The following is a 12,872-nucleotide window of genomic DNA, read 5'->3' on the forward strand; positions in this document are numbered from 1 at the left end:
GAGTCAGCCGATCGCCCCGTAGATGCGGCGCGCGTCGGCGGCCGTGGCCAGCGGGCGGCCCAACGCCTGCGCGCCTTGCGCGGCCTGCAATACCAGCGCCGAGTTGCCCGGTGCGGTGCTGCCGTCGCGCAGCTTCAGGTTGTTCTCGAAACCCACGCGCATGTGGCCGCCGAACGCTGCGGCCGTGGTGACGCAGGCGTTTTCCTCGGGGCCGAAGGCGCATACCGCCCACGGCAGGGACTGGTCGTACGCGGCCAGGAAGGGCAGCAGGTCATAGGCCGAAGAGGTCTGGCCCGCGCTGTAGCGGCCCAGCACGAACAGCACCGACCACGCTCCTGGCGGCACCAGGCCGCGCGCGCGCAGGGACAGCCAGCGGCGCACGTCGCCTTCGTCGTACAGGATGATCTGGGTCATGATGCGGCGCTCGGCGATCCAGGCGAGGAAAGCCGCCAGCTCGCTTTCCGGGATCTCCGGCACGGCGATCTCGCGCAGCCCGATGGACACGGCCTCGGGTTGCAGCTCGCGCACCAGGGCGATCTGTTCCGCCGCCTTGTAGACGCCGGCGGCTTCGCTGGTCACCTGCACCAGCAGTTCGTCGCCCACGGCGCCGCGCACCGCGGCCAGGGCGTCACGGTAGGCCTGGGCGTCCAGCAGGTGGCTGCCGTCAGGCTTGCGCACGTGCATGTGCATCATGGCGGCGCCGGCGTCCAGGCAGGCGCGCGCTTCGTGCGCCAGAGCCTCGGCGGTAAGCGGCACGGCCGGATGGTCGGCGGCCTTTTTGTAGGCGCCATTGGGCGCCACGGTAATGATGACGGGCGAGTCGGCCAGCGCGGCGCGGGGCAGGGGGGTGTTGCTCACGGCTTGATCTCCGGCAGTTCGGGTGCAATCAGGTCCAGGCCGGCGCGTAACAGGCGGTCGTAGCGCGCGCGCTCGGCAGCAATGGTTTCGGGCGTCCAGGTGTAGAAACCTTCGCCCGTCTTCATGCCGTGGCGTCCGTCCTGGGCGCGTTCGGTCAGGCAGCGCGCCGGCTCGCTGGCGTTGCAGAAGGTGGGGTACATGGTGGCGCCGGCGGCGGCATGCACATCGATGCCGGCATGGTCGCGCTGCATCACCGGGCCGGCCGCCAGGAAGCGGAAGCCGAAGCCGAAACGCACTGCCGCGTCCACGTCTTCCGGCGAGGCGATGCCGCGGTCGATCAGGTCGAAGGCTTCGCGCGACAGCGCGTGCTGCAGGCGGTTGGCCAGAAAGCCAGGCAGGTCCTGGCGCACCTTCACCGGCACGCTGCCGCAGCGCCGCATGAATGCGATCAGCGTGTCGGCGCAGGCGTTGTCGCTGGCTTCGCCCAGCACCACTTCCACCAGCGGCACCAGATGCGCGGGCATGAAGAAGTGCAGGCCCAGCATGCGGCCGCGGGTAGCCAGGCCCTGGCTGATGGCGCTGATCGGGAAGCTGGAGCTGTTGCTGGCCAGGATGGCATCGGGCCGGGCGCGTTGCGCCAGGTCCGCAAACAGCGCCTGCTTGATGTTCAGGCGTTCGGGTATGCACTCGATGACCAGGTCCACGCCGGACCAGTCCACCTCGTCCAGGCTGGCGGCGGTGGACAGCAGGGCGGCGTTCGCTTCCCGGCCTATGGTCTTGAGGTTTTCCGCGACACGGGCGGGTACGCCCGCCGCGCGCTCGGCATTCGATTCGATCACCGTGGTCCGGCAGGCCGCGCGGGTCAATACCACGGCCACGTCGGCGCCCATGGTGCCGCCGCCCACCACCACCGCATGCGCCGCGCCCGGATTGGGCAGCGCGATCGCGTCCGTCTGCATGGTTCGCTCCTTCATCTGAAACTACGCTGCGGGCGAGTGTAGAGAACCTGTTTTGATTGATGAATCAGATTTTTTGGATAGAATGATCTTATATTTAGATCAATAGAGGGACCGCGCCAGGCATGCAGATCAATCTTTCGATGCGCGATATCGATACCACGCTGGTGCTGGGCCGCACGCTCAACTTCCGCCAGGCCGCCGCGCAGTTGCACCTGTCGCAATCGGCTCTGTCCACGCAGATCCAGCGCATCGAAGAGGCGCTGGGCGTGCGCCTGTTCGACCGCACCACGCGCACCGTCCGCCTCACCGCCGCCGGCGAGGTCTTCATGCAGCAGGCTGCTGCGCTGCAAGTGGCCTTCCGCGACGCCATTGCCGCGGTCAGCGGCATCGTCAACGCGGAACAGGGGCAGGTGTCGGTGGCGGCCTTGCCCTCGATTGCGGCCCGCCTGCTGCCGCGGGTGCTCATGACCTATCGCCAGGCCCATCCGCTGGTCGCCCTGAAAGTACGCGATACCTTGTCCGGGCCGGCTTTCGACCTGGTGCGCGCGGGCGAAGTCGACTTCGCCCTGACCGCGGCGGACCCGCAGCATGCGGATCTGCACTACGTGCCGCTGATGTCCGACAGTTTCCTGCTGTTGATCCCCGAAGCCCATCCACTGGCGCGCGCCCGCGGTCCGCTGCGTTGGGCCGATACGGCGGATGCGGCGCACGTGTCCATGGTGCAGCCCAGCAGCGTGCGGCAGTACACGGAATGGGCTTTCCTGCAGAACCGGATACGCTTTACGCCGGCCTTCGAGGCCGAGCATCTGACCACCATCGTCGCCATGGTCGAATGCGGATTCGGCGTTGCCGCGCTGCCCGAAATCGCCGCCGCGGCGGTAGCGCAAAATGGCATCGTCCAGCGTCCGCTGATCGGACCGGTGGCCGAGCGTTCGATCGGGCTGGTCACGGCCCGCAACCGCAGCCTGTCGCCCGCCGCGGCGGCGTTGGTGCAGACCTTGAAGGAGTATCTGGCGCAGCAGGCGCGCCAGGCCGGGCCGGTGGTATTATCCTCAGTACACTAACTAAACTGGAGCTGCCTCAACGTGCCGGATGTACAGAAAAAGACGACGTCCCAGAAGCGCGTCGCAACTCATAAGACAGACACCAAGATCTTCGATCCGGCCAAGCAGGTGCTTTGGTCGCGTCCGGGATATCTGGTGCGGCGCCTGAACCAGATCCACTACGCCATGTTCTACGAGGAGTGCAAGACGCAGAACGTGACGCCGGTGCAGTATGGCGTGCTGACCGCGCTGTCGCTCAGTCCCTGGCTGGACCAGACCGCCATCGGCATGGAGCTGGGGCTGGATCGCACCACCACCGCAGACGTGGTCAAGCGCCTGCAGGAGCGCGGCCTGGTGGAACGGCGCATCAATCCCAACGACAAGCGCTCGCGCCAGGCCGTCATCACCCAGGAAGGCCTGCGCATCATGGGCATCCTGCAGGAAGGCATGGCGCGCGCCCAGCAGCGCCTGCTGGAGCCGCTGTCCACGCGCAATCAGGAAATCTTCATGAAGCTGCTTTCCACCCTGGTGGAAGCCAATAACCAGTACAGCCGCACCACGCTCAAACCCATGTAGGGCCGAGGCCGGCTGCCTGGCTCAGCCTTGCAGCGCGCTGGTCTGCGGCGCGCTGCGGGCGGCTTCGCCGTCGCCCAGCGTGTTGCGCACCCAGATCAGTTCGGCCGCGATCGCCACGGCGATCTCGGCCGGCGTCTTGCTGGCGATGCGCAGGCCCACCGGGCCGTGCAGGCGGGCGATCTGGCTGTCGTCCAGGTCGAACAGCCGCAGCCGCTCGCGGCGCTTCTGCTGGTTGGCGCGCGAACCCAGCGCGCCCACATAGAAGGCCCGCGATTTCAATGCTTCCAGCAAAGCCATGTCGTCGAGCTTGGGATCGTGGGTGACCGCCACGATGGCGGTCCGCTCGTCGGTGCCGATTTCCAGCACGGCGTCGTCGGGCATGCTGGTGAGCAAGGTAGCCTGGGACTGGTTCCAGTCGCCGTAGAACTCCTCGCGGGGGTCGCAGACCGTGACGTGGAAATCCAGCGTGGCGGCGATGCTGGCCAGCACCTGGGCGGTCTGGTTGGCGCCGATGATGAGCAGCCGCCAGCGCGGGCCGTACACGCTGCGGAAGATGCGGCCGTCGAAGTCCGGGCCGTCGGCCGGACTGGCGGGAGACACCGAGCTGCTGCCGTCCTGCAGGTCCACCGTGCGTTGGATCAGGCCATGGCCGCGTATGGCTTGCAGCACCAGGTCCAGCCATTGCGTGTCGCGCAGCGGTTCGCTGATCAGGCGCAACGTGCCGCCGCAAGGCAGGCCGAAGCGCGCGGCCTCGTCGCGGGTGACGCCGTAGGTCAGGCGCGCCGGGGCATCCTCGAGCGTGCCTTCGCGGGCGCGCAGCATCAGGTCGTCTTCGATGCAGCCGCCGGAAACCGACCCGACCATGCGGCCGTCCTCGCGCAGCGCCAGCATGGCCCCGGCCTGGCGCGGGGCCGATCCCCAGGTCTGCACCACGGTCACCAGGTGCACGCGGCTGCCCGCGGCTACCCAGTCCCGCGCATGTTGCAATACGTCCAGATCCAGAGCGTTCATCGGCTTCTCACAGTGAAAGGCCGCGGCGCTGCCACGGCTTATATTCACTATACTGATCATCATGGCGACTGTCTCTAGTGTCTATCCCTACCCGATCCCCGCGCGCGTCGGCATCCTGTTGGCTGCGGGGCGGGGCTCGCGCTACGCCGCGCAGCGGCCCGGTGCCGACAAGCTGCTGGCGCCGCTGCCGCAGGGCGCGCGCGTGGCGGCGGCCAGCGCGCGCACGCTGCGCGCGGCGGTGGAGATGGTCGTCGCCGTGGTACGGCCCGGCAGCGCCGCGTTGGCCGGATTGCTGCGGGCCGAAGACTGCGTGGTGTTGGAGACCGACCGGGCAGAGGAGGGCATGGGCGCCAGTCTGGCCGCGGCGGCGCAGTATTTGCAGGGCCTGCCCGGCACGCCTGCCACGGTGCTGGTCGCGCTGGCCGACATGCCCTGGATCCAGCGCGCCAGCCTGGCGAGCGTGCTGGAGGCGCTGCGCGATGCGCCCAGGGCCGCGCCCTCGTACCAGGGGCAGCGCGGCCACCCGGTGGGATTCCGCGGAGACCTGCTGGCGCAACTTGCCGCGCTGAGCGGGGACGAAGGCGCGCGGCGGCTGCTCAAAGGGCCCGGCCTGCAATTGGTCCCCGTCGATGATCCCGGGGTGTTGCGCGATGTCGACACGCCTGCCGACCTGGACGAAGACGGCTGAACGCCGCCTGCAGGCAAGGCCGCCGCGGCGGCTTTTTTTTGCGCTTCGGGATTTCCCTAATTTGTCAGTACGCTGACTATAAAGTCAGTATACTGACGTAAATTCGGAAGCCCTCGCAGGGCTTTTCCCAATGGGAAAGCGGCTGCGCACGATTCCGGTTGTTCCGATGTAATAGTCAGTGTACTGATAAACAATGCTGACGCGCCGTGGCAGGACAGGGTCCGCGCCATCAAACTGGGAGTAGGGGAATGAGCAAAGTACGCAAGATCGCGTTTGAGGAGCACTACACCGCGGTCGGATTCAAGGACTATTCGAAGAGCTTCGCGCAGCACATCGATCCCGCCGTGCTGGCCGACCTGGCCGCGCGCCTGGTGGATTTCGACGAAGTCCGGCTGGGCGAAATGGACCGCGGGGGCATCGACTATGTCATCCTGTCGCAGACCGGGCCGGGCGTGCAGGCCGAAGCCGACGCCGCCGTCGCGCTGCGCCGCGCCAAGGAGAACAACGATTTCCTGGTCGAGCAGGTGGCCCGCCACCCGACGCGCTACGGCGCCTTCGCCACCGTGCCCATGCACGATCCTCTGGTCGCCGCCGCAGAACTGGAGCGCTGCGTCAAACAGCTGGGCTTCAAGGGCGCGCTGATCAACGGCCACACCAATGGCGTGTACTACGACGGCCGCGCCTATGACCCGTTCTGGGAAAAGGTGCAGGAGCTGGACGTGCCCGTCTACCTGCACCCGTCCGATCCCTACGTCATTCCGCAGGCCTACTCGGGCCACCCCGAGCTGGTGGGGGCATGCTGGGGCTGGGGCGTCGAAACCGCCACCCATGCGCTGCGTTTGCTGTTCGGCGGCGTGTTCGACCGGTTCCCCGCCGTCAAGCTGATCCTGGGCCACATGGGCGAAGGCCTGCCGTTCCTGCGCTGGCGCTTCGACAGCCGCTTCGCGGTCTATTCGCATGGCATCAAGCTGGCGCGCGCGCCTTCCGAATACCTGGGCAGCAACATCCTCATCACCACGTCCGGGGTCTGTTCGCCTCCCACGCTGATGGCCGCCATCGCCGAAATGGGCCGCGAGGCGGTGATGTTCTCGGTCGACTATCCCTACGAATCGACCGCGCTCGCCGTGGAATTCATCGAGCAGACGCCGATGGACGACGCGACCCGCGAACTGATCTGCAACGGCAACGCGCGACGCCTGTTCAAACTCTGAATCCAGCCCGGGAGACCGACATGAACAACTTCCTGTACGGCGGCAACGTCCATGCCAATGGCATCCGCCAGCATTACCTGCGCTACGGCGGCGAACGTGGGGCGGGGCGCGATCCGGTCATCATCGTGCCGGGCATCACCAGCCCGGCGGTCACCTGGGGCTTCGTCGGCGAGCGCTTCGGCGCGGCCTTCGACACCTATGTGCTGGACGTGCGGGGCCGCGGCCTGTCCGCAGCCGGCGCGACGCTGGACTACAGCCTGGACGCGCAAGCCGCCGACGTGCTGGCCTTCGCAGAGGCGCTGGGCCTGGCGCGCTACAGCGTGGTCGGCCATTCGATGGGCGGACGCATCGGCGTGCGCGCCGGGCGCGGCAAGCCGGCAGGACTGAGCCGCCTGGTCCTGGTGGACCCGCCGGTGTCCGGTCCCGGCCGCCGGCCGTATCCCGCCAAACTGCCCTGGTACGTCGATTCCATGGCGCAGGCGCGGCACGGCATGGACGCCGAGGCCATGCGCGCGTTCTGCCCGACCTGGACCGAGGAGCAGCGCCAGCTGCGCGCCGAATGGCTGCACACCTGCGACGAGCGCGCCATCATCCAGAGCTTCGAGGCCTTCCAGAGCGACGACATCCATGCCGACCTGCCGCGCCTGGACGTGCCGGTGCTGCTGATCACGGCGGAGCGGGGCGACGTGGTGCTGGACGCCGACGTGGCCGAGATCCAACGGCTGGCGCCCGGCACGCAACACCACCGCGTGCCCGCCGCCGGCCACATGATTCCGTGGGACAACGAGGAAGGCTTCTATGCCGCCTTCGGCGATTTCCTGGGCGCGCCGCTGGCGCGCGGCTGAAGCGCGCGACCGTCAAGCAAGGAGGGCATCATGCCTATAAGCGACTATGAAATGGTGAAGGCCTGGCAGCAGGTGCTGACCCTGTCCAAGCTGCAAGCGGGGCAGACCGTCACGGTGCTGACCAGCGCGGCCACCCATCCGCAAACCCTGGCGACGGCGCTGATCGCGACGCAAGCCATGGGCGCCATCGTGAACCGCCTGGACCTGCCGCCCGTCAATGGCGAGCGGGCGCTGAGCCGGGACTCGCTGGCCTACCTGGGCACCACGCCGCTGACCGGCAACAAGGCCGCCATTGCGGCCTTGAAGGAAAGCGACCTGGTACTGGACCTGATGACGCTGCTGTTCTCTCCGGAACAGCACGAGATCCTGGCGACCGGCACCAAGATCCTGCTGGCGGTGGAGCCGCCGGAAGTGCTGGCGCGGCTGGTGCCGACCGAGGCCGACCGTGCGCGGGTCAAGGCGGCCGCCGCGCGCATCGGCGCGGCACGCGAGATGAGCGTGGTATCCGAGGCGGGTACGGACCTGCGCTGCCCGCTGGGCGAGTTCCCGGCCATCAGCGAATACGGCTTCGTCGACGAACCCGGGCGCTGGGACCATTGGCCCAGCGGCTTCGTGCTGACTTGGCCGAACGAAGGCGGCGCCAACGGCAAGATCGTGATCGACGTCGGCGACATCCTGCTGCCGCAGAAGCTCTACGTGCGCTCGGCCATCGAGCTGACGGTCGAGAACGGCTACGCCACGCGCATCGACGGCGGCGTGGACGCGGAACTGCTGCGCGAGTACGTGGCCTCGTTCAAGGACCCGGAAGCCTACGCGATTTCGCACATAGGCTGGGGCCTGCAACCGCGCGCGCACTGGACCACGCTGGGGCTGTACGACCGCGAGGCCACCATAGGCATGGACGCGCGCGCCTACGAGGGCAATTTCCTGTTCTCGCTGGGTCCCAACAACGAGGCCGGCGGCAACCGGACCACCACCTGCCACATCGACATCCCCCTGCGCGCCTGCACGGTGCGGCTGGACGGGGAGGACGTGGTGCGCCAGGGCAAGGTGCTGGACGGTGCCGGCCTCCAGGCTTAGCACGCAATCACCGTACTAGGAGTTCCCTACATGAATGACGATATCTCGGCCTACGCGCGCCAGGGTTTCGGCACGGCGATGGCGCCCAAGGCGCCCTATGGCCTGCTGATCGTGGACCTGGTCAACGGCTTTGCCGATCCGGCTGTGTTCGGCGGCGGCAACATCCCCCAGGCCATCGAGCAGACCGTAGGCCTGCTGGCGCATGCGCGCAAGCAGGGCTGGCCGGTGGCGCACAGCCGCATCGTGTTCGCCGACGACGACGCGGACCACAACATCTTCACCTTGAAGGTGCCGGGCATGCTGACCCTGAAGGAAGCGGACCACAACAGCGCCATCGTGCCGCAGCTTGCGCCCGCGGCCGGCGAACTGGTGGTGCGCAAGACGGTGCCTTCGGCGTTCTTCGGCACCAGCCTGGCGGCCTGGCTGTCGCAACGCGGCGTGCAGACGCTGCTGGTGGCGGGCGCGGTCACCAGCGGCTGCGTGCGGGCCAGCGTGGTGGACGCCATGCAGTACGGCTTCCGGCCGCTGGTGGTGTCGGATTGCGTGGGCGACCGCGCCATCGGCCCGCATGATGCCAACCTCTTCGACATGCAGCAGAAGTACGCCACCGTGTTGACGCGGGACGAAGCCATGCGCGCTACGCAGGCCTGAGCTGGCGCCGCAGACCGGCACAAAAAAAGGGTTGCGCCCCGTGGCGCAACCCTTTTTTTGCATTGCTCTTCCGCGTTCTAGACGGGATAGACCAGGTCGTTGGCCAGGATGGTGGTGTCATACACCACCTGCCGTTCCTTCAGCTTGAGCACGCCGTCCTGCCGCGTGTAGCGGTCGTAGTAGGTGCCGGCCAGGTGCAGGGTGGTGGGACCTTCCACCAGCGTCTGCATCAGCATGAATGCCGCCTGGGACTCGATCTCGCCATCCGCGGATTCGCTGATGACGCGGGTGTTGCTGACCAGATGCAGCATGTAGCGCGGGGCGAACATCTGGGTGCGAGAAATGGCCACGGCGCGGTCATGCATCATGGCGCGGCCTTCGGAGTACACCAGGCCGACGGGCAGGCCCAGTTCGGCGTTCTCGCGCGCGGTGACGCGGTACAGGCCGTCCTCGGTGAAGAAGTCTGGCCAGGCCTCGACCTGGCCCGCGTCCAGGGCGGCGCAGTAGTCGGCGTGGAATTCCTCGATCTCCAGTCGCAGCGCGATGGCGCGCGCGGGATCGATCTTGCGGGGGGAGTATTCGAATCGGGTTCTCATGTTTCCTGGTTCCTGCCTCAGAAGCCCATCACGCTGCGGTAATAGCTGTACATGGAGCGGATCGCGGCTTCCGAGATCAGCGTGTTGGAGGTGCCTTGCTTGCCGGACTCCAGCTTCAGCACGTTGACGTCGGTGCTGGCGCGGCGCACGCCTTCCTGCACGAACTTCATGGCTTCGTTGTCTTCCAGGCCGAGGAAGCCCGCCGGCCCCATCAGGTTGCCCTGGCGCAGACGATGGCGCTCCATCTCGGGCGTGTCGTCCTCGTAGCCGAACATGGTCCATTGCATGATCATGCTGTCGGGCCCGTTGGGCACGATCTGGCGCACGCCCAGCGTGTTCATTTCACGTTGCACGATCAGGTTGGGCCAGACGGTCTGCATGGTGACCGACCAGGGCGAGTCGAATTCCTTGACGAACTCCAGGAAGCGGTCGTCCTGCAGGTGCAGGCCGTCGTGGAAGGAGCGCATTTCCTTCTTGTTCTCTTCGCTGACGTTGGCGTACTTGTCCTCGCTCTTGGCCGAGGCCATGGTGCCATGGCGGCCATGCACCGGATCGACCAGCATGGCGGACTTGTTGCCCGCCACCAGCAGCCCGAACACCACCAGGAACGAATGCAGCAGGGTTGCGTGGTACGGATCCTTCAGGTTCTCGTGATACATCTTCCAGTTGCACGGCAGCTCGTTGCGGTAGTAACCGTGGATCTTGAGCTTCTTGCCCGGGAAGACGGTGTCGAAATCGGCCAGGATTTCGGGTGTCAGGTATTCCTCGATGGGTTCGACCTCATCGCTGTAGGACGCGAAGATGACGCCGTTGCGCGTGGTGACGCGCAGCTTGCGCAGGCCGTGGTCTTCGTTCTTGAAGTCCTTGGGCATGCCGCCCTCGCGGTTCACGCCGCGCTTGAAGGGGATGCCCTGCAGATTGCCCTTCAGGTCGTAGGACCACTGGTGGTAGGGGCAGACGAATTCCTTGGCGTTGCCCTGGCTGTGGCGGCAGAACTCCGCGCCGCGGTGGGCGCAGCGGTTCTCGAACACATTGACCGAGCCGTCTTCGGCGCGCGACACCACCACCGGGGTCGGCCCCACATAAGACCGCTTGTAGTCGCCCGGGTTCGGCAGCTCGGCTTCCAGGGCCACGTAGTTCCAGGTCTTGCCGTGGAAGATCTTTTCCACTTCCTGGTCGTAGACGGCGCGGCTGGTGTAGACCCAGTCGGGGATGTAGTGCAGCGCGTCTTCCGGCCAGACACAGTCGGCCAGGGCGGTGTCCTTGGACGCCATCGTAAGGCCGATGACGGTTTGCGATTGATACATGAAAAGCTCCTGTCGATGCGGGGGCGGTAATGGTGGGGTCAGGACGCGGTGGCGTTTTGCTGGCAGGCTTTCACCAGCGGCTTGAGCGCCACGGTCTCGTCGGCATAGCGCTCGGGATCGATGGCGATGCCTTGTTCGAACAGCACGCGCAGCTGGCGCAGGTCGCCGCCGGCGTTGATGGCGATGGCATGCACCGGCACGCCGTCGCGGTGGCCAAGCCAGATGAACTTGGGCGCCTCGGCCTGCGCCTGGGGCACGCCGCGGCAGGCATAGACGAGGTCCGGCTGGGGCAGGCCCAGCATCTGTACGTTGCAGCCATATTGGTCCGTCCAGAACCACGGATAGGGCTCGGCCGGCGCGGGCTGGTCCAGCATGCCGGCCGCGGCCGCGCGCGCCTGTTCGTTGGCGTTCTGCCAGGATTCCAGCCGCAGCGCCATGTTCAGGTGACGCCGGTGCTGGCTGGCGCAATCGCCGGCCGCATATATATTTGGGTCGCTGCTACGGCAGGCGGCGTCCACCGCGATGCCGCCATTGGCGGGATCCAGCGCCAGACCGGCTTGTGCGGCCAGCGATACGTCGGGCACCAGGCCGATGGCCACCACCACGACGTCGGCCTCGATAGAGGAAGCGTCTTGCAGTTCTATATTGAAGCGCGCCTGATGCCGCACAGCGGCATCCGCATGGGGCTGCCAGTAGGTGCGCGCGATGCGCGCGTCCAGGCGCAGGTCCACGCTGGCGTGGCGGGCGCGTTCGGCCAGCCAATCCGACAGGGCCGCGGGCAGCACGCGTTCCAGCAAGCGGGGCGCGCTTTCCAGCACGGTGACTGCGGCGCCCAGGGCGCGCGCAGTGGACGCCACCTCCAGGCCCAGGAAGCCGCCGCCGATGACGGCCACGCGCGACTGCGGCGTGAGGGCGGCGCGCAGCGCCGCGGCATCGTCCAGCGTCCTGATGTAATGCACGCCCGGCGTGCCGCGCGGCAGGCTGGGCAGTTCGCGCGCCCGCCCGCCGGTGGCGAGCAGGCAGCGGCTATAGGGGAGGCTGCGGCCGTCGGCCAGTTCGACCAGACGGTTGGCAGCGTCGATCCGCAAGGCCTGCATGCCGGTCAGCAGGGTGACGCCTTGCTGCGCATAGAAGTCTTGGGGGTGCACAGCGGTCTGGCCATGCGCGCCGGGGCTTTGCAGCACGTCCTTGGACAGGGGCGGGCGCTCATAGGGCGCGTGCGCTTCCTGGCCGATCAGCGTGATGGGGCCGGCATGGCCCAGGCCGCGCAGCGTGGCCGCCGCCACCGCGCCGGTCTGGCCGGCGCCGATGATGAGGATCGGATCTGCGTCAGCCATGGTCAGCCTTGCAGGTTGGCATAGATGTCCTGGCCTTCGACCTTGACCGGATAGATGCGGATGCCAGTGGTGGCGGGTGCGCACATGGCCTGGCCGGTGCGGATGTCGAATTTGGCCTGGTGGAGCGGGCATTCGATGCAGCCGTCTTCCAGATAGCCGTCGGACAGCAGCGCGTAGGCGTGGGTACAGACATTGTCGGAGGCGTGGAACTCGCCTTCGATGCGATACAGCGCAAGCTGCTTTTCGCCGGCGGCGACGGGGATCACCTCGTCGTCTTCGGTCAGTTGGTCGGTAGAGGCAATGCGGATCCAGTTCATATCAACTCGCTCGTCAGTATGCTGAGTAATTGTCGTCAGTGTACTGCCTAAAAAAACAAGTCAGGAGCTAGGGATTTCCCCGACAGGCGGCGGGTCGAAGGGCGGCGGCGCGGGCCTATTATGCACGGCGTTCGCGGCGTGCAATCGCGACCGTCCGCTATATGTAAGGAGTACCCGCAAATAGCCCTCGGACCCGTGAAAAAAAACCGCCGGAATGAGTGGAAACCCAGGCGTTTCGCGGGCGTCGGCAGTGGGGATTTACCTTGTTGACACTCAAAATTACTGTCAGTATGCTGATCAACAATTCAGTGTGCTAACGTTTTTTTCGGATGTACGCGAGTGGCGTTGGCATGAGTTGAGGCGGGTCCAAGGGGACTCAATCGAACCAGATCG

General features: G+C 66.9%; 14 protein-coding genes. 7 read left to right on the forward strand and 7 right to left on the reverse strand.

From position 1 onward, the window contains the following. Positions 1–3: 3 nt before the first annotated feature. Positions 4–858, reverse strand: coding sequence for a 3-keto-5-aminohexanoate cleavage protein (locus tag IB259_RS01485; protein ID WP_175182201.1), 855 nt, complete (start codon positions 856–858; stop codon positions 4–6). Beyond that, the gene (locus IB259_RS01490) at positions 855–1,817 is read right to left on the reverse strand and encodes a 3-hydroxyacyl-CoA dehydrogenase family protein (protein ID WP_192327188.1); all 963 of its coding nucleotides are present in this window, start codon (positions 1,815–1,817) and stop codon (positions 855–857) included. Before IB259_RS01490 ends, IB259_RS01485 begins: the two co-directional genes overlap by 4 nt. A 122-nt stretch (positions 1,818–1,939) precedes the next feature. On the opposite strand from IB259_RS01490, the gene IB259_RS01495 reads away from it, so the two are divergent. Together IB259_RS01495 and IB259_RS01500 are read left to right on the forward strand one after the other, a co-directional pair. After that, a complete protein-coding gene (locus IB259_RS01495; RefSeq protein ID WP_175163839.1) occupies positions 1,940–2,881 on the forward strand; it encodes a LysR family transcriptional regulator in 942 nt (313 codons plus the stop codon). 87 nt (positions 2,882–2,968) lie between these two features. Next, positions 2,969–3,436, forward strand: coding sequence for a MarR family winged helix-turn-helix transcriptional regulator (locus IB259_RS01500; RefSeq protein ID WP_370127811.1), 468 nt, complete (start codon positions 2,969–2,971; stop codon positions 3,434–3,436). Between the two features lie 21 nt (positions 3,437–3,457). Here the strand turns inward: IB259_RS01500 and IB259_RS01505 are convergent, their stop codons facing one another. Next, the gene (locus IB259_RS01505) at positions 3,458–4,447 is read right to left on the reverse strand and encodes an XdhC family protein (protein ID WP_192327191.1); all 990 of its coding nucleotides are present in this window, start codon (positions 4,445–4,447) and stop codon (positions 3,458–3,460) included. Positions 4,448–4,508: 61 nt separating this feature from the next. On the opposite strand from IB259_RS01505, the gene IB259_RS01510 reads away from it, so the two are divergent. The 5 genes from IB259_RS01510 (at position 4,509) to IB259_RS01530 (ending at position 8,922) form a co-directional block, all read left to right on the forward strand. Beyond that, positions 4,509–5,135, forward strand: coding sequence for an NTP transferase domain-containing protein (locus IB259_RS01510; protein ID WP_192327194.1), 627 nt, complete (start codon positions 4,509–4,511; stop codon positions 5,133–5,135). Between the two features lie 248 nt (positions 5,136–5,383). Then, entirely contained in the window at positions 5,384–6,346 is a 963-nt protein-coding gene (locus IB259_RS01515; RefSeq protein ID WP_059378445.1) for an amidohydrolase family protein, read from the forward strand. A gap of 20 nt (positions 6,347–6,366) precedes the next feature. Further along, positions 6,367–7,191, forward strand: a complete 825-nt coding sequence (locus IB259_RS01520; RefSeq protein ID WP_175163647.1) for an alpha/beta fold hydrolase — start codon at positions 6,367–6,369, stop codon at positions 7,189–7,191. Positions 7,192–7,221: 30 nt separating this feature from the next. Next, on the forward strand, positions 7,222–8,271 hold the full coding sequence (locus IB259_RS01525; protein ID WP_054459034.1) for a 2,5-dihydroxypyridine 5,6-dioxygenase: 1,050 nt from the start codon (positions 7,222–7,224) through the stop codon (positions 8,269–8,271). Positions 8,272–8,301: 30 nt separating this feature from the next. Next, entirely contained in the window at positions 8,302–8,922 is a 621-nt protein-coding gene (locus IB259_RS01530) for an N-carbamoylsarcosine amidohydrolase (protein ID WP_119451813.1), read from the forward strand. A 77-nt stretch (positions 8,923–8,999) separates the two neighbouring features. On the opposite strand, the gene IB259_RS01535 is transcribed toward IB259_RS01530, so the two are convergent. From IB259_RS01535 to IB259_RS01550, 4 genes are read right to left on the reverse strand one after another with little or no spacing between them, the layout of a single operon-like run. Beyond that, positions 9,000–9,518: an aromatic-ring-hydroxylating dioxygenase subunit beta gene (locus IB259_RS01535; protein ID WP_054459037.1), complete on the reverse strand. Its 519-nt coding sequence runs from the start codon at positions 9,516–9,518 to the stop codon at positions 9,000–9,002. A 17-nt stretch (positions 9,519–9,535) separates the two neighbouring features. Continuing rightward, a complete protein-coding gene (locus IB259_RS01540; protein ID WP_119451812.1) occupies positions 9,536–10,825 on the reverse strand; it encodes an aromatic ring-hydroxylating dioxygenase subunit alpha in 1,290 nt (429 codons plus the stop codon). A 38-nt stretch (positions 10,826–10,863) separates the two neighbouring features. Beyond that, positions 10,864–12,162 (reverse strand): NAD(P)/FAD-dependent oxidoreductase, encoded by a 1,299-nt coding sequence (locus tag IB259_RS01545; RefSeq protein ID WP_192327198.1) that lies wholly within the window; start codon positions 12,160–12,162, stop codon positions 10,864–10,866. A gap of 2 nt (positions 12,163–12,164) precedes the next feature. Then, the gene (locus IB259_RS01550; RefSeq protein WP_054459045.1) at positions 12,165–12,479 is read right to left on the reverse strand and encodes a non-heme iron oxygenase ferredoxin subunit; all 315 of its coding nucleotides are present in this window, start codon (positions 12,477–12,479) and stop codon (positions 12,165–12,167) included. Between the last annotated feature and the right edge of the window lie 393 nt (positions 12,480–12,872).

Origin of the sequence: Achromobacter sp. ACM04, assembly GCF_014851465.1 — a bacterium.
Classification (GTDB): domain Bacteria; phylum Pseudomonadota; class Gammaproteobacteria; order Burkholderiales; family Burkholderiaceae_B; genus Achromobacter; species Achromobacter aegrifaciens.

Excerpts from the sequence above, each read along its gene's own strand:
- IB259_RS01490 (WP_192327188.1), bottom strand. The coding sequence starts at position 1,817 with ATGCAGACGGACGCGATCGCGCTGCCCAATCCGGGCGCGGCGCATGCG.
- IB259_RS01495 (WP_175163839.1), top strand. The coding sequence starts at position 1,940 with ATGCAGATCAATCTTTCGATGCGCGATATCGATACCACGCTGGTGCTG.
- IB259_RS01505 (WP_192327191.1), bottom strand. The coding sequence starts at position 4,447 with ATGAACGCTCTGGATCTGGACGTATTGCAACATGCGCGGGACTGGGTA.
- IB259_RS01510 (WP_192327194.1), top strand. The coding sequence starts at position 4,509 with ATGGCGACTGTCTCTAGTGTCTATCCCTACCCGATCCCCGCGCGCGTC.
- IB259_RS01515 (WP_059378445.1), top strand. The coding sequence starts at position 5,384 with ATGAGCAAAGTACGCAAGATCGCGTTTGAGGAGCACTACACCGCGGTC.
- IB259_RS01520 (WP_175163647.1), top strand. The coding sequence starts at position 6,367 with ATGAACAACTTCCTGTACGGCGGCAACGTCCATGCCAATGGCATCCGC.
- IB259_RS01525 (WP_054459034.1), top strand. The coding sequence starts at position 7,222 with ATGCCTATAAGCGACTATGAAATGGTGAAGGCCTGGCAGCAGGTGCTG.
- IB259_RS01530 (WP_119451813.1), top strand. The coding sequence starts at position 8,302 with ATGAATGACGATATCTCGGCCTACGCGCGCCAGGGTTTCGGCACGGCG.
- IB259_RS01535 (WP_054459037.1), bottom strand. The coding sequence starts at position 9,518 with ATGAGAACCCGATTCGAATACTCCCCCCGCAAGATCGATCCCGCGCGC.
- IB259_RS01540 (WP_119451812.1), bottom strand. The coding sequence starts at position 10,825 with ATGTATCAATCGCAAACCGTCATCGGCCTTACGATGGCGTCCAAGGAC.
- IB259_RS01545 (WP_192327198.1), bottom strand. The coding sequence starts at position 12,162 with ATGGCTGACGCAGATCCGATCCTCATCATCGGCGCCGGCCAGACCGGC.
- IB259_RS01550 (WP_054459045.1), bottom strand. The coding sequence starts at position 12,479 with ATGAACTGGATCCGCATTGCCTCTACCGACCAACTGACCGAAGACGAC.